Origin of the sequence: Acetobacter oryzoeni (assembly GCF_004014775.2) — a bacterium.
Classification (GTDB): Bacteria; Pseudomonadota; Alphaproteobacteria; order Acetobacterales; family Acetobacteraceae; genus Acetobacter; species Acetobacter oryzoeni.
Window position 1 is genome coordinate 1,493,914 of sequence record NZ_CP042808.1, and the last position, 21,778, is coordinate 1,515,691.

A 21,778-nucleotide genomic window follows, 5' to 3' on the forward strand; every position below is an offset into this window, starting at 1 on the left:
TTAATGTGAATGTAAAAAAGCAGCGCTTGAAAGTTTGAAAGACACCCGCATACAGGCCATAACACGGTGGATGAAACGTGTTCTTCCTCTCCTATGCGGTTTTATGCTGGCCCCTGCTGCTGCGCATGCCGTAGAAGCCCCGCAAAAGGGAGGCACGCTGCGCATTCTGGTTTCCAGTGCAGTTGGCACGCTTGACCCGCAAATATCCTACGTTGGCCTGACCAAATTTTTTGAAACACCTGTTTACGATACGCTTCTAACTTATCCAAAATTTGCAGGCCCAGGCGCGCAACCTGTTATTCCAAATCTGGCAGTAAACGTTCCCCTGCCAGAAGATAACGGACTAACCTACAGGCTCACTCTGCGTAACGGCATTCATTTTTCCAATGGCCAGCTTTTAACCCTAGCGGATGTTGTTGCTTCTTTCCGTCGTATTTTTGCTGCAGGCAGCCCCACTGCCGGGCCATATTACAGTGCCATTAAAGGCGCTGATGCCTGCCTGAAAGACCCTGCCCATTGCACTTTGGCCGAGGGTATTGAAACGGATGTTGCAACCAACACCATTACATTCCACCTCAGCCGCCCAGACCCTGAATTTCTGGAGCATCTGGCATGGTTTCACGCATCTATTCTACCTGCCAATACACCTGCCCATGATATGGGAAACACAGCACCTCCGGGGACCGGGCCTTACCAAATAACAGATTACAACCCCACAACGCATATGCGTTTTGAACGCAATCCTTATTTTCATGAATGGTCACACGACGCACAGCCTGCGGGATTTCCTGACCACATGGAAGTGACATTTGGGCTGGAACCAGAATCTGCTGTAACCGCGGTAGAAAACGATCAAGCCGACCTGATGTATGAAAATGTTCCGCTAGACCGATTAGGCGAAGTTGGCAGCAAATATGCGGATCAGGTGCACATCTTCACCCCCCTGCTATATTACTACGCAACGCTGAATGTAAATGAACCGCCGTTTACATCCCTCAAGGTGCGGCAGGCACTCAATTACGCGGTCAATCGGCATGCAATGGTGATTTATGATGGGGGTAGCGCGGTTGCATATCCGCAATGCCAGCTTCTGCCAGAAGGCACTCCGGGGTATGAACGTTTTTGTGCCTATACTGCGGGAGCCTCTCCACAAAACCCTGCACCAGAATGGGTAAAACCCGACATGGAAAAAGCCCGCCAGCTTGTGCAGGAAAGTGGCACAAAAGGTATGCGGGTTACTATAGTCACCCCTTCCGGCGGCAAATCAGACAATACCGCGCTTGAATTACGCAGCGTATTGGAAAATCTGGGCTACAAGGCTTCGGTTCATAGCATCAGCCCTGCCGTCCATTTTACGTTTGTGCAGAATTCAGACAACCATGTGCAAATTTCCATCAGTGGGTGGAATGCTGATTATCCCTCGGCTGCCAGCTTTCTGGATACGCTGTTTGCATGTTCCAATTTTCATCTCCATTCCGATAACTCACCCAATATGTCCGGCTTTTGTGACCCGCGTATTGATGACATGATGCACCATGCTGCCCAGCTTACCTTAACAGATCGCGCTGCCAGCAATGCCATGTGGGCACAAGCTGATAAAGCGCTGATGGCACAGGCCCCTGCAGTGCCTTTGGTGCAGACCAAAAGAGTTGTGCTGGTTTCTAAACGCACACGAAATGTCATAATTACGCTTAATGATGAAATCCTGCTTTCTCAGCTACAGGTTCCATGACTGATCCCGCCCCCTCTCCTGCGCAAGACACCAAACCACCTGGCCCTTGGCGCATGGCGCTGCGGTCCCTCCGCCACAATCGCTCAGCGCTGATATCCTTGGCTGTTTTGGTATTGCTAGCTGCGGTTAGCCTGCTTGCACCCTATTACGCACGCTATGTTGCGCATACAGATCCGTTTGTCTCCAACGTGGCAGGTTCCATCATGATGGGGGGGAAGGAAGTGGATATCATGCAGCCCAATGATAACCCACTACATCTTGGCCTAAGCCCCATTGGCCCTACGTGGCACAGAAGCTATATGCTGGGGGCTGATAGTCAGGGGCGTGATGTTGCAGCGCGGCTATTATATGGTGGGCAGAACTCTCTGCTCATTTCATTCTGTTCTGCTGTTCTGTGCCTCATAATGGCTGCGGTTGTGGGCATAGCGGCGGGGTTTTGCGGCGGCATTGTCGATACTATTCTCTCCCGCATGATGGATATCATGTGGTCTGTTCCCGTGTATCTGTTTGCTATTTCTCTTTCTATTGTCACGGTCAGCGATGGGCTGCATCTGGGGCCGTTTGTTATTGAATCTGATAACCTGCTTCTGCCTATCTGCATTATCGCGCTGGTTTATATCCCTTATGCGGCACGCCCCATTCGGGGCCGTGTCATGGCATTGCGGGAGGCTGAATTTGTTATGGCTGCACGCTGCCTTGGCGTACCCCGCTGGCGCATTGTGCTCCGCGATATTCTCCCCAACGTCACATCCACCCTTGTTGTGCTTGGGCCGCTGATCATGGCGATGTCGCTGTTGGCAGAAAGCGCGCTCTCGTTTCTATCCATTGGGGTGCAGGCCCCTGCGGCATCTTGGGGCACACTGATTCAGGATGGTGAAGGCCTTATTTATACACGCCCCATGGTGGCTATTGCTCCGGGCTTGGCCATTATTGCCGTAGTGCTGGCCCTGAACATTCTGGGCGATGGTCTGCGAGATGCGCTGGATGTGCGTGATGCCAGCCACCGTGAACAATAGGAGGCCCAACGCATGTTGATGGCCGCCCTCCGCCGCTTGGGACAAACAGTTTTTGTGCTGTTTGGTATTTCTGCGCTAGTGTTTGCTGTGTTTTTTGCCACACCGGGCGCAGACCCTACCGCCCGTATTGCTGGTAAAAACGCATCACCCCAGACGATGCAGAAAGTGCGGCAAGAATACGGGTTTGATCGCCCTTTGCCCGTTCAATATGCCATCATGATGAAAAAGTTGTTCATCACGCAGGATCTGGCCTCTTACGCAGATAGAGGCGAACTGGTGGTGCCCGAAATTACACGCGCAGCCCCGGTGACAGTTTCCTTGGTGTGTGGTGCAGCCGTGATCTGGGTTGTGTTTTCCATTGCCATGGGCACTTTGGCTGCTGCCCTGAAAGGCACATGGGTTGACCGTACGCTCATGATGCTCGGGTTAGTTGGTATTTCCATACCCGTTTTTTGGCTTGGGCAAGTCGCAAACCTGATTACACAGAACCGTTACCACGATACATGGCTTTTTTCCTGGGTTCCGGCTCTGGGCTATGTGCCGCTTACACAAAACCCTTGGGGCTGGTTTAAAGCCTTGATTATTCCGTGGGTTGTTTTGGCTGTTTTGTTTATTGGCGTTTACAGCCGGGTGCTGCGAGCTGATCTTGTCGCGCTCTCTGGTGAAGATTTTATACGCACAGCCCGCGCCAAGGGGCTTTCTCCCTCCCGTATTCTTATCCGGCACGGGCTGCGCACCGCTATGGTCACCTTTGTATCCCTATTCGGCATGGATTTTGCCCAGTTGGTCGGAGGGGGCGCTTTGCTGACAGAAGTGGTTTTTGGCCTGCCCGGTGTCGGGCGCCTCACCTACCAGGCTCTTACCAATCTGGATTTACCCCTTATTATGGCTACCGTCATGTATTCTGCAGTATTTGTTGTGCTGGCAAATGCGGCAGTGGATATGATCTACCTTCTGCTTGACCCTCGAGTGCGCGATGCTCGCTGACATGCCACCCAAAGCCCTGCTGGATGTGCGCGATCTACGGGTGAGTTTTCCGGCCCGTGGGCAGATGATTCCAATTGTGGATGGTGTTTCCTTCACCTTGAACCATCAGGAAATTCTGGGGCTGGTAGGTGAATCCGGGTCCGGCAAATCTGTTACAGCTTTGGCGCTTATGGGCTTGATTGATGCCCCCGGTGTGCAAGTAACAGGTGCTGTCTACTTTCGGGGGCAGGAACTGGTAGGAATACCGCAAAAAAAGCTGCGGCGCCTGCGTGGCAAAGAAATTGCCATGATCTTTCAGGACCCGATGACAGCCTTTACACCCGTTTACACAATAGGCTGGCAGATTGATGAGCAGATACGCGCCCACGAACGTGTTTCTCGCAAACAAGCCCGTGCCCGCACTGTAAAACTACTGGGTGATATGGGCGTGCCAGACCCTGAACGCACAGCTAATCGCTATCCGCACCAGCTATCAGGGGGCTTGCGTCAGCGCGCCATGATTGCCATGGCCCTTTCGTGCAACCCTTCGCTTCTGATTGCAGACGAACCCACCACTGCGCTGGATGTTACGGTACAGGCACAGATACTGGAACTGATACGCAGCCTGCGAGATACGCACCACTCATCCATTTTACTTATTACGCATGACATGGGTGTAGTGGCAGAAACTTGCGATAACACCATGGTGCTCTATTCTGGCCGTGTTGCAGAATATGGGCCGACATCTGCCTTGTTCGCATCCCCTTCTCACCCTTATACAGCCGGGCTTCTGGCTTCTATTCCACCATTGGATGGTCCTCGGCCATTGCGTTTGCCTGCTATTGCAGGTTCTCCTCCACTTCCACAAAACCGCCCGGCAGGATGTGCTTTTGCACCACGTTGCCAGTACGCGCATACAGCCTGCACAGCAGCATTACCGCCTTACGTCCAAACGGGCCCAGACCATTTTGCAGCCTGTGTTCTCCCGCAGGAAGGTAAACCTTTGCCGCCACGCCTGAGCGATGCAACTGCACAGGAACATCTCCGGCCATGAAAACGTCTGCAACATTATCTCCCATTCTGGAGGTGCGCGATCTGTATAAAACATATCGCCTACCCCGCAGGCAGGAACTGAAGGCTGTAGATGGTGTTTCCTTTTCCGTTCACTCAGGGGAAGTGCTGGGCATTGTGGGTGAATCTGGATGTGGAAAATCATCCTTAGGTCGCTGCCTGCTCAGGCTGACACCAGCCACAAACGGCCAAATTGTGTTTGAGGGGCGTGATATCACGCATCTGCCCGAACGCACTTTGCGCCCTTTACGCCAACGCATGCAGATGGTTTTTCAGGATTCCTACGCCAGCCTGAACCCTCGCCGAAGAATAGGAGACTTGCTGGCCGAACCCCTTAAGGTTCACCCCGATACCAAAGGCCGAAAGCGTTCCTCTGCCAAAATCACGGCACGTTTGCACGAACTTATGCAACTGGTGAACCTACCCACCACTGCACTAGCACGGTATCCGCATGAATTTTCTGGGGGCCAACGCCAACGCATTAACATTGCACGTGCATTAGCTCTTTCTCCCCGGCTGATTGTTGCTGATGAACCTGTATCTGCTTTGGATGTTTCGGTTCAGGCCCAGATCATCAATCTGTTTGCTGACTTACAAAAACAACTTGGGCTTACCTATATTTTTGTAGCCCATGATCTGGCTGTTGTACGCCAGATATCAAACCGGGTGGCTGTCATGTATCTGGGGCGCATTGTAGAAATTGGTGATACCGATAGCGTGCTGCATACACCAGCGCACCCTTATACAGCCGCTCTTACTGCTGCCATCCCTCGGCCTGTTACAGGGCTGGCACGCCCAATGCCTTTGCAGGGGGATGTGCCCAGCCCCATTAACCGCCCAAGTGGCTGCCGTTTTCATACACGCTGCCCCTATATGCAAACACGCTGCAAGCAGGAAGATCCTGCTTTACGCCCCATTCGTCACAATGGGCATGAAGTCGCTTGCCATTTTCCGTTATGAGCCGCCGCGTCCACAGTGCATTGTAACAGATAAGGCCGCATTTACTTTTTCTACCACGCTACGGATTTCATCCTGTAAAACATGCGCCAACTCCATGAAAGAAACATCTCGTATCAACCTAAGCCCTTGTCCGACCCACAAAGACATGTTTTCAGCGTTTCCATCTCGCGCAGCCTTCTTGCGTAATGCTTGAGTTAAGGCATTCTGGATAGGATAAGGAAGCGGCTGGGAACTTCCATATTCTTCAATAAATTGATTACGTATGCCGCGCGCAAACCTACCTGAAAAAACATTGGTCAATACAGTGCTCTCAGCAGGCAAGTGCTGAGCAAGGGTCTTTCTATACGCCGGGGCCAAAACTGCATCAGAACAACCAAGAAATGCCGTGCCCATCTGCACAGCTTGAGCACCCATGCTTATGGCCGCCACTATACCTTCTCCATCCATGATGCCCCCGGCGGCAATAACTGGAATTGAGATCTCTTTTACAACCTCCCGCATAAGAGGAAGTAACCCAACGCCATTTTTACCATCAGAGAGAAAGCTTCCGCGGTGCCCTCCTGCTTCTATGCCTTGGGCACACACCGCATCTGCTCCAACGTCTGCCCATGCACGTGCCTCTGCACTGGTTGTTGCCGTGCCACATACAAAAATGCCTTGTGCATGCAACTTGGAAACCTGTTCCTGTGTAAGAATACCAAATGTAAAGCTTGCAACAGGCGGCTTGGCGTGAAGCAGAACCTCAAATTGCTCATAAAAAGATGGAGCATATTGCTGAGGTAAAATAAAATCTAATTCCATTACTTCGTAGATATGACGCAAAAACAAAATATCTTCTGCAGAAAGCTGATACTCTGGCAGATGATCAATAATAAAAAGATTAACGTTAAAAGCGGCTGTTGTTTCAGATTTAATCTGCCGGAGAGACGTCTCAATTTCTGCTGGAGACATCATGCCTGCACCAAGAGAGCCTAAAAAACCTGCATTACTGGCGGCAACAACCATCTCAGCAGTGCTTATTCCTGCCATAGGTGCCTGAACAACTGGCAAGGCAAGCCCTAACTGCTCAACAAATGTGTCATTTGGCATCTGTTTATCTTTCTATTCTTTTTTGCAGCATGGCACTGTATTTTACAAAACACATTCTCCACGATCTTCATGCAATCGTCACAGTTTAAACTGTGAAATGCAGGTAACTTATGCGCCAGTATGACGATTGATGTGGGAATAAGTTACTATGCGTTTTCGTAACGCCTTTTTTTATGCCGCAAGCCTTTCCTTAGCGAGCAGCCTTTTTGGATACACCGCACAGGCACAACAGTTTACCCTACCGGATGGGCGCGCATTTTTGCCCCCCCCACCACAGGCTGAAGAACCCGCGCAACAGGCAGACTTGCGGGCTTTTGAAAAAACACGAGGGTTGAAAGATAAAGCGCGCTGGAAATTGGCCCAGAATGACGCCAACCTTAACCCATCCCACGTCATCAAAGATTTTTCATGCGCCGCTGGGTTTGAACTGGATCCGGCCAAACTCCCCGCCATGGTCAATCTTCTTACCTCGCTCGCACAACCTGTAGAGCAAGATGTTTCAAACGAAAAAGACTTCTGGAAGCGGCGCAGACCGTTTGTTGGAACAAATAAAGACATCTGCACAGCACATTCAGATGGGCTTGATAACAGCTATGCCTATCCCTCTGGCCATACAACGTGGGGGTGGCTCACAGCATCCATTCTTGCCAGCGCTCTGCCCGATCGTGCAACACAGATCATGCAGCGTGGCCGTATATTTGGTGAAAGCCGTATTGTCTGCGGTGTACATTGGAAAAGCGACGTACAAGCTGGCTACATGAACGGAAGCGCCATGTTTGCGGCTCTTCAGGAACAACCCGCATTTACGCAGCAAATGGCAAAAGTTCGCCAGGAACTGCTTGCCTTGCGTAACGCAAAAACAGAACCAGACGCAAAAGCGTGCGCTGTAGAGCAGCAAGCAGCACAAGACGTTTTTTAATAATCTATATTTTCTGTTTCCGGGACCTGGATATTCATGAGTTGCCGCTTACCTGCGTTGCCTTTCCTGCTGCTTTTGGCACTGGCAGGTTGCGCACAGCATTCCTTGCCAATCACTTCTGAAGCACCAGATCATCTCGCTATTCAGGCCCCGCGCCATGGAGATTTCAAGCATTATACGCTGGCGCTTACGTGGCAGCCGGGATTTTGCCTTCTACACGGCCAAAACACATGCAAATCAGACCAGCCCCAAACGCCGCTTATCGGTTTGCATGGTTTGTGGGCCTCTCGCCCATCGGATCTGATCAAAAACCATCAGGATGTGACAATCTGGTGGAAGAAAGGTTGTAGCATCTATGCAGATGCGGCCTCTACGCCCACAGTGCCAGCCTTAAGTTCTGGCCTATCTATACGACTTTCCAGCGTTGTGGCGCATCTTCCGTCTGATCTGGTCGCGCATGAATACACCAAACATGCGAGTTGCTTTGGCATGAACGCCGAACAATTTTTTACTGTAGCCGCCACATTGCGCGACAGATTTGCAGCTTTACCAGCATCTACCCAGATAACGGCCAAAGCAGGACAGGTTATTTCCAAATCCGAACTGCAAACACTTATTCAAACCGATACAGGACCTCTGCCAGAAAAAGGTTTGCAGTTTCAATGCAACAAAGATTCAACAGGGCGCATGGTTTTAGCGCAACTATGGTTTGCGCTTAAGCCTGCAAAACTTGGTGAGTTCCCTCACGCCTCATCCTTTACAAGCAGCCCGTGGGAACAAGATAACTGCCCTACGCATTTTCTGCTGCCAAATTGGGATACTATAAAAGGAACAGCAAGTTCCATCCCAACAAAGGCTGCACTTTGAAAATGCAAAACTTTTTCCCTAACAAAAATGGCATCCGCTCCTTAATTTCTGCCGGAATTACGTTTTCTCTCCTCACTTCTTTTATGGGGACGATTTTACCCGCAAAAGCAGAGGAACAGAAAATTCCGGTTAGGGTGGTTGTTGTTACTACTTTTGAACTCGGCCAGGATACCGGTGATACTCCGGGCGAATTTCAGAATTGGGTAGAAAAACTACCCCTTAATCAGGAAATTTCTGCCCCCGCTACAGATCATGGCGTTATGCGCTATAATCCAAACCTTCAGGTTCTGGGTGTGGTTGCTGGAGAAGGCCCGGAACATATGGCCTCTACCATGACCAGCCTTGTGCTTGATCCAAGATTTGACCTACGCAAAGCCTATTTTATTTTGGCCGGTATTGGCGGCATAAACCCCAATTTTGGCTCCGCTGGATCTGCCGTATGGGCGCGATACGCCGTGAATGGCGGCCTGGCCCATATGATTGATGCCCGTGAAATGCCCAAAGACTGGCAAGATGAACTGGTGCCCATTCAAGGTGCTGGCCCCAACATTCATCCCCTCCCCGCTCTACATTCCCAGTGGGGTGATATGGTTTATACGCTTAACCCCAATTTGGTTGCATGGGCATACCAACTTACGCGCTCACTACCCTTAACGGATACGCCTGCCCTGCAAGCCAACCGTCACCGATACAAGGGATACCTACACGCGCAAATGCCTCCGCAGGTCATGGTGGGAGACACCTTGGCATCTGAAACCTTCTGGGTTGGCAAGCGGATGAATGCGTGGGCAGAACGCTGGGTAAAATATTGGACCGAAAACCAAGGCGTTTTTGCAACAACGGCAGAAGAAGAAATTGGCATGCTGCAGGCTCTTTCCCTGCAAGCACGTGCTGGCCGTGTTGATATGAACCGTATTCTGGTTTTGCGTGCTGGTAGTAATTTTGACATGCCCCCACCGAGACAAACGGCAGCAAATTTGCTTAAGGCTGAAACTAAAGAATCTGGTTTTTCCGGGTTTCTACCTGCTCTGGATGCTGCGTACCAGACTGGAAGTGCTGTTGTAAAAGAAATAGCGACGCACTGGGACCATTACGAAAATACCATTCCCTCTCATTAGACGTTTTACGTATCTGACAGGATCGAGACATGACGACACGTCGTAATTTTCTGAAATATGCGTTCCTTTCCGGGGCTGCTGGTTCGGCGGGTATGTTGCCCTCCGCCATCAGCCGGGCATTTGCCATTTCCCCCGATCCGGGAACGACATATCAGGATGCAGAACATATTGTCATTCTGATGCAGGAAAACCGGTCGTTCGATCATTTATATGGTACATTGCAGGGCGTGCGTGGGTTTAACGACCCACGAGCCATGCGGCAGCCCAATGGCAACCCGGTATTTGTACAATCCAGCACAGAAGGGCAAACCTATGTACCTTGGCGCCTGAACATCCACGATACACGCATTACATGGATGGGCTCCATCCCCCACTCGCGTGAAAGCCAGGTGGATGCGTGGAACAACGGACACCATGACCGGTGGGTGGACGTTAAAAAATCTCATTACAAGAAATACGAACATTATCCCATGACCATGGGATACTATACACGCGAAGACCTGCCGTTTTACTATGCATTGGCAGATGCTTTTACTGTTTGTGATCAAAATTACTGCGGTGTGATGACAAGCACCTGCCCGAACCGACTGGTGTTCTGGACCGGTACAGTGCGTGATAAACAAAGCACAGATTCCACAGTTTACATGCGCAACCCAGAAATTCTGAAATCTGGCCTGACATGGACAACATTTCCTGAAAGACTGGAACAAATTGGCGTTTCATGGAAAGTCTACCAAAATGAAACAGACCAGGTTGGCGGCTTGGATGAAAAAGAGCGCGCTTGGCTTTCTAACTTTGCCTTGAATATTTTAGAATGCTTTGAAAAATACAACACTTCAGCCAACCCCAGATTTCATGAATGGGTAGATGAACGCATAAAAGCCTGTTCAAAACATATTGAAAAACTTCAGACAGAAGAGAGGCTTGTTTCGGAAAAACGTGAAGAACAATTAGCTGAAGCCAATGCTTTGCTAGCGGTTCTTAAACGCCGCCGTGATACCGCTACTAGAACGGTAGAACAACTTACTCCGGCAGAACGCAGCCTGTTTGAACGCGCTTTTGTAACCAACAAAGCAGACAAAAATTATAGAACACTTGAAACGCTAACATTTTCTGATGGCCCCAATACGCGCCATATGGATGCCCCCAAAGGAGATATCCTTTACCAATTCCGTAAGGATGTGAAGGATGGCCAACTCCCCACCGTTTCGTGGTTAGCCGCGCCGGAACATTTCTCTGATCATCCAGCTTCACCTTGGTATGGCGCATGGTTTGTATCAGAAGTTATGGATATTCTGACAGAAAACCCGGAAGTTTGGAAAAAAACCATTTTCATTATGACTTATGATGAAAATGACGGCTACTTTGACCATTGCTGCTCCTTCACCGCACCAGACCCTAAACGTCCGGAAACTGGCAAATCTTCCACCAGCATTGGTCCAGATGGTCTGGAATACACTTACGCCAAAGATGAAGAAGTTATGGGCGTACCATCTACGTTGGCCCGTAGCGGCCCTATTGGTCTGGGCTTTCGGGTTCCCATGGTTATTGCATCTCCATGGAGCCGTGGCGGATGGGTTAATTCTCAACTGTTCGAGCACAGCTCTACTCTTCAGTTTCTTGAGAAATTTATTGAAGGTAAGTTTGGTAAAAAGATTACCGAAACAAATATTTCTCCATGGCGTCGTGCCATTAGTGGGGATCTGACATCCTGCTTCCGCCCCTATGATGGCACAGCCCCGCAGCTTCCGTTTATTGAAAGAGACAAGCATCTGGAAGTTATTGAAGATGCACGCTACCGGCCTATGCCCAGTGGCTTTAAATCTCTTGAAGAAACAGAAATTACGCAGATCAAAAATAATCCTGGGCAGATACAGCAATATGTAAAACAGGAACCAGGAACACGCCCTGCCTGTGCCCTACCCTACGAACTGTATTGTGATGGCGGCCTAGGCGCAGATGGACAAACCATAACCTTACATTTGCAAGCGGGCACCAAAGTACACAAACATCTTTCATCTGGCGCACCTTTTAATGTTTATAGCCATAACATACAGCAAGAAGGTGGCATGCGCTCCAGCACCTACGCTGTAGCTGCCGGAGATAATATGGCTGTTAATGTTGATAGTGGTTTATCTGATAATAATATTTATAATGTATCCGTACATGCTCCCAATGGTTTCTACCGCAAATTCACCGGGCGTAAGAACGGCATAAAGCTTTTGGCTGAATGTAAATATATGCCGTCCGGCAAGGAAAGCATTCTTCTCTGCCTAAAAAATATGGGTCACGAGCCATTGGAAATTCACTGCAATGTGCCAGAGCATCCATCTTTGCATGTTCTGCACGTTCCCGCCCATGGCAGCATTAAGCAGGAGCTATCTCTTGCACACTCCAGCATGTGGTATGATTTAACGCTGACAACACCTAAGGAACCTGAGTTTTCTTATGTTTTTGCCGGGCACGTTGATAATGGGCACCATAGCATTACAGACCCAGCAATGGGGCTGATACAGTAAGTTATAGTTCATTCTTCTATAGAGATTTATATCTTAGGGCGTTTGCATATTCAGCCATGCAAACGCCCTTAATTTTTATGGGGCTTCAAAGCGCAAGAATAATTTCAATCACGCATAATGTTACAAAATAATGACATATAAATATTTATATTATATTACATATTGAAAATACAAATAACAAAACCTTCACACCCAAACCACAACAATACCATTTAGAAACGGACCTGTTCTCAACAACTGGTCTTCAATTCACTAAAAGGTCTTTCTATGCCTTCCTGCTTCCGAAAGTCTCTCGTATGCACGACGCTTGTCGGAATTGCCATTCCCTATGCATGGGAAGCAAATATTCCTACAGCCAAGGCAGAAACCTCTACAGTAAAGGCATCTCAGCACGCAAAAGCGGCGCCCAAAAAAGCTACTGTTACACTGCCTTCCATGATGGGCGCGACAGCTCCAACAGATCAGGCCGCAGAAAAACTGGAAGTACATGGTGGGCGCCATCGTGCTGTAGGTGGCGGCCTTATGATTAAGGAAGATGCCCCTAAATCTCGCTCTACTGTTACAGCGGAATATATTGCAAAGCAGGCTGCCGGCCTAAACCCCATGCAGCTTATTGAATCTCTGCCCGGCGTAAACACCACATCCACAGACCCAATGGGGCTTTCGGGTGGGCATATGAGTATGCGAGGCCTGACAGAAAACCAGATTGGTTTTGAACTTGAAGGCTTTCCTATTAACGATATCGGCAACTATGCCGTGTATCCGCAAGAAATTGTTGATCCAGAAAATTTAAGAACGATTAATGTAGAACAGGGCTCTGCAGATCTGGATAGCCCTCACCTTAATGCAACAGGCGGCGCTGTTAACATGTATCTGCGCAACCCCAAGGATAAACTGGGCGGCCAGATTGTTGGTTCTTACGGCAACTATAATGCACGCCGTATTTTCGGACGGCTGGACACAGGATACGTTGGCAATACAAATGTAAAAGGCTTTGTCTCATTTTCCGATGCAACTGAACATTCCTGGCGTGGGCCAGGCGGGCAGAACAAAATGCACGGTGAAACAAAATGGATGAGTGAATGGGGACAAGGCAATATCGTGTCCTTCTCTCTGGTTGGCAACCAGTCTACCGGCGTTTTGTTTCCCACCACGTATATGGATACATGGCAGCAAAAAGGCATCCATAACGCCTATGAATCAAAATGGGACCCCAAAAACCCCAGCAAAAACTATTACCAACTACACCGTAATCCGTTCACCAACATTTATGCCAGCGCACCTTCTACCTTTACGCTTACAGACAACCTCACCTTAACGGAAACACCTTATTTTTGGTACGGTAATGGCAATGGTGGCGGCGCTTACAGTGAAAGCCTGACCTCTCAGCAATATGGGAATGAAACACTTACGGGTTCTATTGGCCCATATAATGCCTCCAACACCAAGTCTCTGCTGCTATATAATCCGTCCAACACCCAAACCTACCGCCCGGGGTCTGTAACCAAGCTGACCTTGCACACAGGCATTAACCGGCTAACTGTTGGGTATTGGTTTGAGTATTCAAAGCAGCTTCAGACCGGTCCATTTAGCTTGGTTGATAATGAGACAGGCAAACCGGACGATCTGCTAGGTGGTGGCCAAAACCTTATTCTTTCCAATGGTGTAACTGCTCAGTATCGTGATACGCTGACACAAACGCGCATCCACACCATGTTTATTGTAGATAGTCTTTCCCTACTTAATAACCGCCTTAACTTGGAAGCCGGCCTGAAATATGCCGTAGTAAACCGCCAAGGCCATAACTTTCTGCCCGATACATCCACTGGCCCATACATAAACGGTTCATGGCAGCAGCCTTTGCCTGCCGCTTCTATCCGCTACAAAATTAATGATGAAAACCAGCTTTTTGCATCTTCCACCACAAACTTCCGCATTCCGATGAATACATCCCTGTATGATTCAGGAACTTTTACACCTGGTGTGGGATATTCTACGCGCGCCAATGCGAACATGAAGCCGGAAATCTCAATTTCGGAAGAATTCGGATGGCGGTATCAGGGCCCAACAATCATGAGCTCTGTTTCTTATTTCCATTACAACTTCACCAACCGCCTTTATCAGCAAACTGTTGTTATGCCGAACGGCAACTATTATAGCCGCAGCTTTAATGGCGGGAATTCTCATGCCGATGGTGTTGATTTTGAAATTGGCACACGGCCTATTCTGTACCACATCCGCCCGTATTTCTCAGCCGAATACATAAATGCACGAACAGATAGTAACGTTGCAGCTGGCAGCGGTGGAGATTTTGTTTTTAGTAAAGGCAAATTTGCGCCCCAGACACCCAAATACCAATTTGCCCTTAATCTTGATTACGATGATGGGCATCTATTTGGTGGATACAGCCTGAAATACGTTGCCAAACAGTATTCAACCTTTGTGAATGATCAGCACATTCCCGGCTATCTGACCATGAACATCAATGTAGGCTATCGCTTTCCAGATATGGGGGTTTTCAAGGCTCCAACTCTCAAGCTGAACCTGCGTAACATTACAGACAGACATTACTTGGGCTACGTAAATGGCACCGCCGCAAATGCTCTGGCCACTACCGGTATGTATGGCACCAGCATTAAAGGCGGAAGCAGCACCTTTTCTATTGCAGCACCCTTTATGGTTATGGGGGGAGCAAGCGTAGACTTTTAATATAGCATTATAACACTTGGGATATCCTGCTGATATTTTGCACGATGCACCTAAAAACGCAGGATATCCCTTTCTATAAAGAGCACCTACTGATCAACACTAAAGTCCAGATCATAAACAGCCTGATTGAATGATCGTTTTTGGCTCTGTATATGAACGGCTGCATCATGCGGAAGCAGCACATTTACCAAATAAACAGTATCTGGTCCTGCTCCCTGATTATTATATCTCAACTGATGTTTCCCGGGCTCAAGAATAGCCTGCACCCCAAGATGCAAGTTTATCGTGCCACTTCCTGCACGTAGTTCTTCAACACTCGGAAATACATAGTCTCTCAATTTGAGGGAAAGATACGTATGATCCAGCATTAAAGACACCTGGCTTACGGTATGGTGAGCATACAGCTGCTGTTCATGAGCAGAAAGTTTGCCATCTCCATTCGCATCAATTTGGCGCAGAACTTGAGATGCTACATCTACTCCCGGCGTAAGACGCAAAACAACATCTATTTCTTGCCTCGAAACATCAATAACTGTGGCCTGCAAATATTCATCCAGACGATGCGCCCATGCCGGAACCACAAAAGCTGTGAGCCCTGCCAGCATAAGCAAGAAGGATAATTTTGGTTTCACTGCGCAGTATACCGGCTGCCGTAATTATTGGTGGGATCACGATACACCGTGTGCACATGCATGGTTGGGTCGTCCCCTACCCCTTGTGGTGAAAACTCAATTAGCAGACGTGGCCCCTGAATACGATAATAGGATGACCCATTGCGGCCTAGCGCATGTGTTGTTGGGCCGCTCCAGGCAAACCATGTATCGTTCAGGCCTTCTCTAATCTCCTTTAGCCGAGGTGCCGCATAAGTATCATTTATAATACCCGCCCATTCTCCAATCACTGCCATAAGCAGTTCTTTCTGCATGGCTGTAAGAGCAGAGCCCTTTATACCTTCGGGAACAATGGTTTCACCATCATGGCCTGGCCCCTGCACCAGATCTTCTACTTTGTAGGGTAAAATGGCTTGCTGACGTTGCTTTGCATCCAGCGCATCCAGCAGCGCAAAAGCACGGTCATTCTCCCCAGCCAGAACACGTATCACTTTGCCATTAGCTGTATAAACAGCGGGCTGCGCGCCTGTTAAGGTAGGTGTCATTGCCCCATGCTCACCATCAATAACAATATTCAAACCAAGGTGATGCCCACCAAACTGGATCATCCATGGCTTTGTTTCTGATGGGTCACCAAAAATAGCTATGGTGTAAACTGCCTTGCCTGAAGCAAAAGGCGTTCCGCTATCGGCCAATGCCTGATCAGCCCCCATGATATCCAGAACCTTCTGGTAACCTTTAGGGCTTAGAACCGTCTGCAATAAATGCAGCGCGGCAGTCTGCTGAATAGCTGTGAGCTGCCCCATTTGCAAACCGGGGCGCAGCACATCACTAACCGGAAAGTTAGACCATACTGATGCACCATAACGTTCACCAACAAAACCACCCGGCGGCCCCATACCCGGCCCCCGGACTGTTGGTTGATGTGCTTGCGCATCTGTTACGGGCTGCACAGGCTGATTTGGAGCACTCCGCCGAAAACGCGCAAGTGTGGCAGACTTCTGTATAGTAAAAGGCAACTCTACAGCTGCACGTTTCTGCGCATCTAAAGTGGACAGAAAAGACTGCGCAGCAATAACCACAGCATGGGTCTGCTGGGCGGTTGCTGTTTCATCCGCACGCACCAAAGCAGGTGACACCTGTGGCGCAGAAGTTTGTGCTACTGCAGGCACCACACTTAACAATCCACCAACTATACCAAAAATTTTTCGCATACGTTTTCTGCTTTACCCTTTGGGTCAGATATCATTCTCTTTTATCATCAACACTGCATGGACCTTACTTTTGGCTCAAGAGGGTTTCCTTTTCCCTCTATTCCCGTCCAGAATGTTATCAATCGCCACGCGAGTGCCACTTAAAAGCTGTCTGGCGCATGGTACCCTATTATTGTGTCACCTTTCTGCAGGTTTTCTCATGCCTTATCCGCACCCACTTTCAGCGCTGTTAACGGCATTCCCCCGCCGTTTTTCCCTTTGTATAACGGGAGCTACCTTGGCAACGCTCATGCTTCCGCACATAGCCCATGCCACAAGCTGCGCAGAACTCGCGCATCAAGCTCTACCAGATACAACATTTACCACTGTGGAAGTTGTGCAGGCCGGTAAATGGCAACCGCCGCAAAATCAACTCAGCCGCATTATGTCTGCTCCGGGCATGAATGTGGCGGGGCACCCTACACAGGCCCCTAACCCGGCTTTCTGCCGTGTGGCCATGACCCTGCACCCCTCTGCTGATTCACATATCCGCACAGAAGTCTGGCTGCCCCTTAAAGGCTGGAATGGTAAATTGTTGGGCGTTGGCAATTTTGGCTGGGCCGGCTCTCTCATGTATTACGGCATGGCAACAGGTGTGGGAGAAGGTTATGCCGTAACCAGCACCGATACGGGGCATGATAGCTCAACCCCGGAAGGCCAAGGCGGCCGCTTTACACTTGGCCACCCAGAAAAACTGATTGATTACGCTTACCGCGCTGATCATTTAATGACCACCACGGCCAAAGCACTTATTGAAGCATTTTACAAAAAACCTGCCAGCCATGCTTACTGGATAGGCTGCTCACTTGGTGGCCTTGAAGGGCTGATTGAAGCAAAGAGATACCCGCAAGATTACGATGGTATTGTTGCTGGTGCGCCCCCCAACCCGATTGTGAACTTTAATGCCGAGCAACTCTGGGCGGGCTGGATGAGCTATCACAATCCGGCCTTGCGTGTATCACGCGATAAGTTTCGTCTGTTAAACACGGCGGTCATGAACGCCTGCGCTTCACCTGTTGGCAAAAAACAAGGCTTTTTGGATGAGCCAGATAAATGCACATTCACCCCAGATCAGCTTTTGTGCAAAGGGAATGATACCTCATCCTGCCTGACGGCAAATGAAGTTCAGGCGGCCAAAAACATCTATCAGGGGCCGGTAAACCCGCAAACGCATGAGGTAATTTTTCCTGGTCCCGCAAAAGGCAGCGAGGATGGCTTTTCTGCCGATGGCAAAGCCTTTCCTGTTGCGTTGGATCTTTTCAAATATGCAGCTTTCCAGAACCTAAATTGGGATTGGACAACCCTGAAATGGGATACCGATATAGAGGAAGCCACTCGCAAAGTTGGCCCCCTTTTGCATGTTGATGATAACCTCACCCCGTTCTTCCAGCATGGTGGCCGATTGCTGATGTATATTGGCTGGAATGATGGCCATAACCCTGAACAGTTGGCTGGTTATTATCAGTCTCTCCAACACAATGCCGGACCAGAATATCAGAACGATGTTAGGCTGATTACCATTCCCGGTATGGGCCATTGTTACGGTGGCGCAGGGTGTGACACATTCAGCAAGCTTGGTGCCATTGATAACTGGGTAAGCAACAAGCAGGCCCCTGAAACAATTGTGGCATCCCGCGTGAGCAATGGCCAGGTTGTGCGCACGCGCCCCCTCTGCGCTTGGCCCAAAGTTGCCCGGTATGATGGGCATGGCAATATGGATGACGCCAGCAGCTTTACCTGTGTTGCCCCTGATAGTCAGAGCAAATAAGCATAAAAAAGGCCCGGTGCATGCCGGGCCTTTTTGTGTGTTGATAATGCTTTCTAGCTTGACCTTACTTTGCGTATCATCAGCCCAACAACCATTAAAAAAGCCAAGAACATAAAGCTGCTGCTTACGCTCAGGCTGGCGCTAATGGCACCTTTATATGCTTCAGTCACTTGCACATGCATTGCTGGAGAAAGAGCCTGAAGAGCCACCATACCTTTTTCCAGAAATGCAGAAATATCAATTTTGTCTGCCATCGCTTGCAACTGATGTTGCAGCGTAAGCGCCATAACCCCTCCAGATAGCGCCACCCCCAAAGATCCACCCAATGAACGGATAAAAGACATCATAGCCGTAGCAATACCCAGAGCATTACTTGGCACCGAGTTTTGGATAATAACGGTGGCGTTAGGCATACCAATACCCATGCCTACCCCCAAACAGCCAAGGCTGATGAGAAAGAACAGAGGCGGTGCGCCATGATGTGCACAATACGCAATCAGGCTGAGCGCTGAAAACTCAATACCCACGCCTATCGCAAGCAAAAGCTCGTAACGCTGCGTTTTGGAGGAAACTATCCCACCCAATATGGAGCTAACAAGCATAGTGCCAACTTGCGGCAGCATCATCAGGCCAGAGGTTGCCGGTGTCTGCCCCAGAACAAGTTGGTAGTATAAAGGCAGAAAAACCAGTGATCCCATCATGGCGAAGGACATAATACCCGTTGCGGCAACGCAAACGGAAAAATTGGCAATGCGCAACAACCCAAGATTTATAAGCGGTTCTGGAGCCTGCTTTTCCTGCCGAATAAAAAGATAAAAAACAGCAAGGCTCAAGCCAAATAGCAGGAAGGTTAACGGAGATGTCCAAGCCAGAGATGTACCTACAGAATTGAACAGAAGCAGAAAGCCTGCTGTTGCAATACTCAGCAACCCAGCGCCCAGATAATCAATCTGAGGTTTGGCTTCAGACCGCCCCGCAGGCAGGCTGAACATAATTAACGCAAAAGCCAGCAGCCCAATAGGCAGATTTACAAGAAACACCCAGCGCCATGAAAGCGCGCTTGTGAGCACACCACCTAAAAATGGCCCTGTAACACTGCTTACAGCAAAAGCACCGGTAAAAAGCCCTTGGTAACGGCCACGTTGTTGGGGCGTTACCATATCGCCAATAACGGTTTGTGACAGGGTCATCAGCCCACCTGCCCCAACACCTTGCAAGCCCCTGAACAAAATAAGCTGCCACATATTCTGCGCGATCCCGCACAGAAGCGATGCAAACAAAAAGGCCCCAATACTAAACGCCAGCAATGGCCGCCTGCCAAACATATCAGACAGTTTGCCATACATAGGCGTTGCAATGGTGGAGGTTAACATAAACGCCGTAACCACCCACGACATATGGGCCAAGCCACCAAGATCACTTACAATGGTTGGCAGAGCCGTTGAAACAATGCTCTGATCAAGCGCCCCCATAATCATGGTCATGATAAGACCGATAAACACAAGAATTCGCGTAGTGGGAGAATAGGCAGATGAGGTTTCCGCCGCAGAAGATGACTGCACGTAAAGGTCCTGTAACTATCAAAAATAGATCATAAGTTGGGTAACAGGTATTATGAGCAGCCCATGATGTAAAACCTGTTCACCAGAGCTTTACTCCGCTTCAAAACAGCTTACCTCTATACCCGTCCCAACTGGCAACAAAACACTCGAAATGCCGGGTAATGCGCGTATGGCCTGCCCATAGCGTTTTACATCTTCTGTGCCGGGGCGGATCATATTATCCGCCACAATAATTGCACCGGGGTTAAGGCGTGGATAAAACGCCTTTAGGCAAGGTACATAAAGATCTTTCCAAAGATCAACAAAAACAAAATCTACTTTTCCGCTCAGATCATTAATCATCTGCACGGCATCACCTACGCGAAAATCTATCCAATCCGCCAAGCCTGCCTGCTGCGCCATTTGTTGAGCATAAGCAGATTTATACTCATGCAGTTCCATCGTAATCAGCTTGCCGCCCACAGCACGCGCAGCTTCAGCAAGCCAGATACCAGAATACCCAAAGGATGTGCCGAGTTCCAGAATGGTTGGGTTTTTCAGGCTCTTGGCTAGAATATTCAGCAATTGCCCTGTTTCCGGGCCGATGGAGCGCATGCGCTGGTCATGCCCTCCATCACGCCCGCCGGGTGCTTCCACACGCGGCTGGCTGCGTTCTTGCTGCATACGTTCATGATAGAGGGTGAGAACTGCCTGAATTTTGTCATCCATGATTATCTTTCCCCTTACTGTGTTGCAGCTTACGCCTTTAAACCTGCCCAATACCCCGTGCGGCCTCATCTAATAATGCTGCAATTTTTTCTTCTGCGGCCAGATCAAGCCCTCCGTTACGCAACCGAAGACGCAAGGCCGTTTTCAGGTTTTCCATGCCGCGCATCACAGGCATGGGAATATTCTTACGCCCTCCCCTTCCTTCAGGTTCCGCCGCAGCTGCGCGAGAAAGGATTTCCTCCAACCCGGCCTGATTGGCAGACAGAAACGCATCACCTTCTGGCGTTATCTGGTAGTTTTTACGGCTTTCCCCTTCAGATGGGCGGATATACCCTGCTTCTTCCAACCACGTGAGGGTAGGATAAATAACGCCGGGGCTTGGGGTATAGCTTCCCGCAAATTTTTCTTCGATATCCTTGATAAGTTCATAACCATAAGTCGGTTTTTCTGAAATCATCTTCAGAACCAGCTGGCGAATTTCGCCATAATCAAAAAGCCTGCCACGGCCACCGCGTCGGCCTCCACCCCGACCATGTTGGTGGCGATGTTTCCCTCCAGAACCAGTTGTTCCTTCAGGGGAGAAAACCTGGCGGTTACGACCGCCTGCATGTTTATGTCTGTGTTTCATAATTCCGATATATATTCCGATATATCTGATGTCAAGATATATCGGAATATATATCTTAGAGTCTCTTTTTGCCTCCTACCCTATTCACAGAAGCAATCTGAACACGCGCGCAAGCACACAAATAAGGCAAAACACAAGAAGGCAATATTTTGCCATATACACAAAACTCCCGTTTTTTAGAAAATCCATGAATGTTTTGTGAATACTCTGCGTAATATAAATGAATTTTTACAATGGTTATCAAACATACAAGAAAAGTCGGATAGGTTGCGGCGCCTTATG

At 49.3% G+C, this 21,778-nt stretch carries 16 protein-coding genes and 1 pseudogene; 11 read left to right on the top strand and 6 right to left on the bottom strand.

Going from position 1 to position 21,778, the window contains the following annotated elements; all coding sequences use genetic code 11:
- Positions 1–70: 70 nt before the first annotated feature.
- Genes EOV40_RS06995 through EOV40_RS07015 form a run of 5 tightly spaced genes read left to right on the top strand, consistent with a single transcriptional unit; the run spans position 71 to position 5,745 of the window.
- Positions 71–1,732: an ABC transporter substrate-binding protein gene (locus EOV40_RS06995; RefSeq protein WP_128105470.1), complete on the top strand. Its 1,662-nt coding sequence runs from the start codon at positions 71–73 to the stop codon at positions 1,730–1,732.
- A complete protein-coding gene (locus EOV40_RS07000; RefSeq protein WP_128105471.1) occupies positions 1,729–2,748 on the top strand; it encodes an ABC transporter permease in 1,020 nt (339 codons plus the stop codon). Before EOV40_RS06995 ends, EOV40_RS07000 begins: the two co-directional genes overlap by 4 nt.
- A gap of 12 nt (positions 2,749–2,760) precedes the next feature.
- Complete coding sequence (locus EOV40_RS07005) at positions 2,761–3,735, top strand: ABC transporter permease (protein WP_128105472.1); 975 nt, start codon at positions 2,761–2,763, stop codon at positions 3,733–3,735.
- A gap of 1 nt (position 3,736) precedes the next feature.
- Positions 3,737–4,768 carry an ABC transporter ATP-binding protein gene (locus EOV40_RS07010; protein ID WP_128105473.1) on the top strand — a complete coding sequence of 344 codons (1,032 nt, stop codon included), beginning with the start codon at positions 3,737–3,739 and terminating at the stop codon, positions 4,766–4,768.
- A complete protein-coding gene (locus tag EOV40_RS07015) occupies positions 4,765–5,745 on the top strand; it encodes an ABC transporter ATP-binding protein (protein ID WP_128105474.1) in 981 nt (326 codons plus the stop codon). Before EOV40_RS07010 ends, EOV40_RS07015 begins: the two co-directional genes overlap by 4 nt.
- On the opposite strand, the gene EOV40_RS07020 is transcribed toward EOV40_RS07015, so the two are convergent.
- Positions 5,740–6,834, bottom strand: a complete 1,095-nt coding sequence (locus tag EOV40_RS07020) for an NAD(P)H-dependent flavin oxidoreductase (RefSeq protein ID WP_128105475.1) — start codon at positions 6,832–6,834, stop codon at positions 5,740–5,742. The genes EOV40_RS07015 and EOV40_RS07020 overlap by 6 nt on opposite strands.
- A 148-nt stretch (positions 6,835–6,982) precedes the next feature.
- On the opposite strand from EOV40_RS07020, the gene EOV40_RS07025 reads away from it, so the two are divergent.
- The 5 genes from EOV40_RS07025 (at position 6,983) to EOV40_RS07045 (ending at position 14,966) form a co-directional block, all read left to right on the top strand.
- On the top strand, positions 6,983–7,753 hold the full coding sequence (locus EOV40_RS07025; RefSeq protein WP_128105476.1) for an acid phosphatase: 771 nt from the start codon (positions 6,983–6,985) through the stop codon (positions 7,751–7,753).
- Between the two features lie 36 nt (positions 7,754–7,789).
- Positions 7,790–8,620: a ribonuclease T2 family protein gene (locus tag EOV40_RS07030; RefSeq protein WP_128105477.1), complete on the top strand. Its 831-nt coding sequence runs from the start codon at positions 7,790–7,792 to the stop codon at positions 8,618–8,620.
- Between the two features lie 2 nt (positions 8,621–8,622).
- Positions 8,623–9,738, top strand: a complete 1,116-nt coding sequence (locus tag EOV40_RS07035) for a purine nucleoside permease (RefSeq protein ID WP_128105478.1) — start codon at positions 8,623–8,625, stop codon at positions 9,736–9,738.
- Between the two features lie 29 nt (positions 9,739–9,767).
- Positions 9,768–12,257: a phosphocholine-specific phospholipase C gene (locus EOV40_RS07040; protein WP_128105479.1), complete on the top strand. Its 2,490-nt coding sequence runs from the start codon at positions 9,768–9,770 to the stop codon at positions 12,255–12,257.
- Between the two features lie 267 nt (positions 12,258–12,524).
- Entirely contained in the window at positions 12,525–14,966 is a 2,442-nt protein-coding gene (locus tag EOV40_RS07045) for a TonB-dependent receptor (RefSeq protein ID WP_087652000.1), read from the top strand.
- A gap of 86 nt (positions 14,967–15,052) precedes the next feature.
- Here EOV40_RS07045 and EOV40_RS07050 read toward each other — a convergent pair whose 3' ends face one another.
- Positions 15,053–15,571 (bottom strand): hypothetical protein, encoded by a 519-nt coding sequence (locus EOV40_RS07050; protein WP_128106210.1) that lies wholly within the window; start codon positions 15,569–15,571, stop codon positions 15,053–15,055.
- Positions 15,572–15,594: 23 nt separating this feature from the next.
- Positions 15,595–16,791: a DUF3500 domain-containing protein gene (locus EOV40_RS07055; protein ID WP_128105480.1), complete on the bottom strand. Its 1,197-nt coding sequence runs from the start codon at positions 16,789–16,791 to the stop codon at positions 15,595–15,597.
- A gap of 158 nt (positions 16,792–16,949) precedes the next feature.
- Between EOV40_RS07055 and EOV40_RS07060 the strand changes: the two are divergent.
- Positions 16,950–18,598 (top strand): annotated as a pseudogene (locus EOV40_RS07060) (tannase/feruloyl esterase family alpha/beta hydrolase).
- 53 nt (positions 18,599–18,651) lie between these two features.
- On the opposite strand, the gene EOV40_RS07065 reads toward EOV40_RS07060, so the two are convergent.
- The 3 genes from EOV40_RS07065 to EOV40_RS07075 all read right to left on the bottom strand — a co-directional run bounded on the left by EOV40_RS07065 (position 18,652) and on the right by EOV40_RS07075 (position 21,496).
- Entirely contained in the window at positions 18,652–20,160 is a 1,509-nt protein-coding gene (locus EOV40_RS07065; protein WP_128105482.1) for an MDR family MFS transporter, read from the bottom strand.
- Positions 20,161–20,250: 90 nt separating this feature from the next.
- Entirely contained in the window at positions 20,251–20,874 is a 624-nt protein-coding gene (locus EOV40_RS07070) for an O-methyltransferase (protein WP_208729312.1), read from the bottom strand.
- 31 nt (positions 20,875–20,905) lie between these two features.
- A complete protein-coding gene (locus tag EOV40_RS07075; RefSeq protein ID WP_128105484.1) occupies positions 20,906–21,496 on the bottom strand; it encodes a PadR family transcriptional regulator in 591 nt (196 codons plus the stop codon).
- Positions 21,497–21,778 lie beyond the last annotated feature (282 nt).

Coding starts and splice junctions, on each gene's coding strand:
- EOV40_RS07030 (WP_128105477.1), top strand. CDS start 7,790: ATGAGTTGCCGCTTACCTGCGTTGCCTTTCCTGCTGCTTTTGGCACTG.
- EOV40_RS07050 (WP_128106210.1), bottom strand. CDS start 15,571: ATGCTGGCAGGGCTCACAGCTTTTGTGGTTCCGGCATGGGCGCATCGT.
- EOV40_RS07055 (WP_128105480.1), bottom strand. CDS start 16,791: ATGCGAAAAATTTTTGGTATAGTTGGTGGATTGTTAAGTGTGGTGCCT.
- EOV40_RS07045 (WP_087652000.1), top strand. CDS start 12,525: ATGCCTTCCTGCTTCCGAAAGTCTCTCGTATGCACGACGCTTGTCGGA.
- EOV40_RS06995 (WP_128105470.1), top strand. CDS start 71: ATGAAACGTGTTCTTCCTCTCCTATGCGGTTTTATGCTGGCCCCTGCT.
- EOV40_RS07025 (WP_128105476.1), top strand. CDS start 6,983: ATGCGTTTTCGTAACGCCTTTTTTTATGCCGCAAGCCTTTCCTTAGCG.
- EOV40_RS07035 (WP_128105478.1), top strand. CDS start 8,623: ATGCAAAACTTTTTCCCTAACAAAAATGGCATCCGCTCCTTAATTTCT.
- EOV40_RS07000 (WP_128105471.1), top strand. CDS start 1,729: ATGACTGATCCCGCCCCCTCTCCTGCGCAAGACACCAAACCACCTGGC.
- EOV40_RS07015 (WP_128105474.1), top strand. CDS start 4,765: ATGAAAACGTCTGCAACATTATCTCCCATTCTGGAGGTGCGCGATCTG.
- EOV40_RS07005 (WP_128105472.1), top strand. CDS start 2,761: ATGTTGATGGCCGCCCTCCGCCGCTTGGGACAAACAGTTTTTGTGCTG.
- EOV40_RS07040 (WP_128105479.1), top strand. CDS start 9,768: ATGACGACACGTCGTAATTTTCTGAAATATGCGTTCCTTTCCGGGGCT.
- EOV40_RS07010 (WP_128105473.1), top strand. CDS start 3,737: ATGCCACCCAAAGCCCTGCTGGATGTGCGCGATCTACGGGTGAGTTTT.
- EOV40_RS07075 (WP_128105484.1), bottom strand. CDS start 21,496: ATGAAACACAGACATAAACATGCAGGCGGTCGTAACCGCCAGGTTTTC.
- EOV40_RS07020 (WP_128105475.1), bottom strand. CDS start 6,834: ATGCCAAATGACACATTTGTTGAGCAGTTAGGGCTTGCCTTGCCAGTT.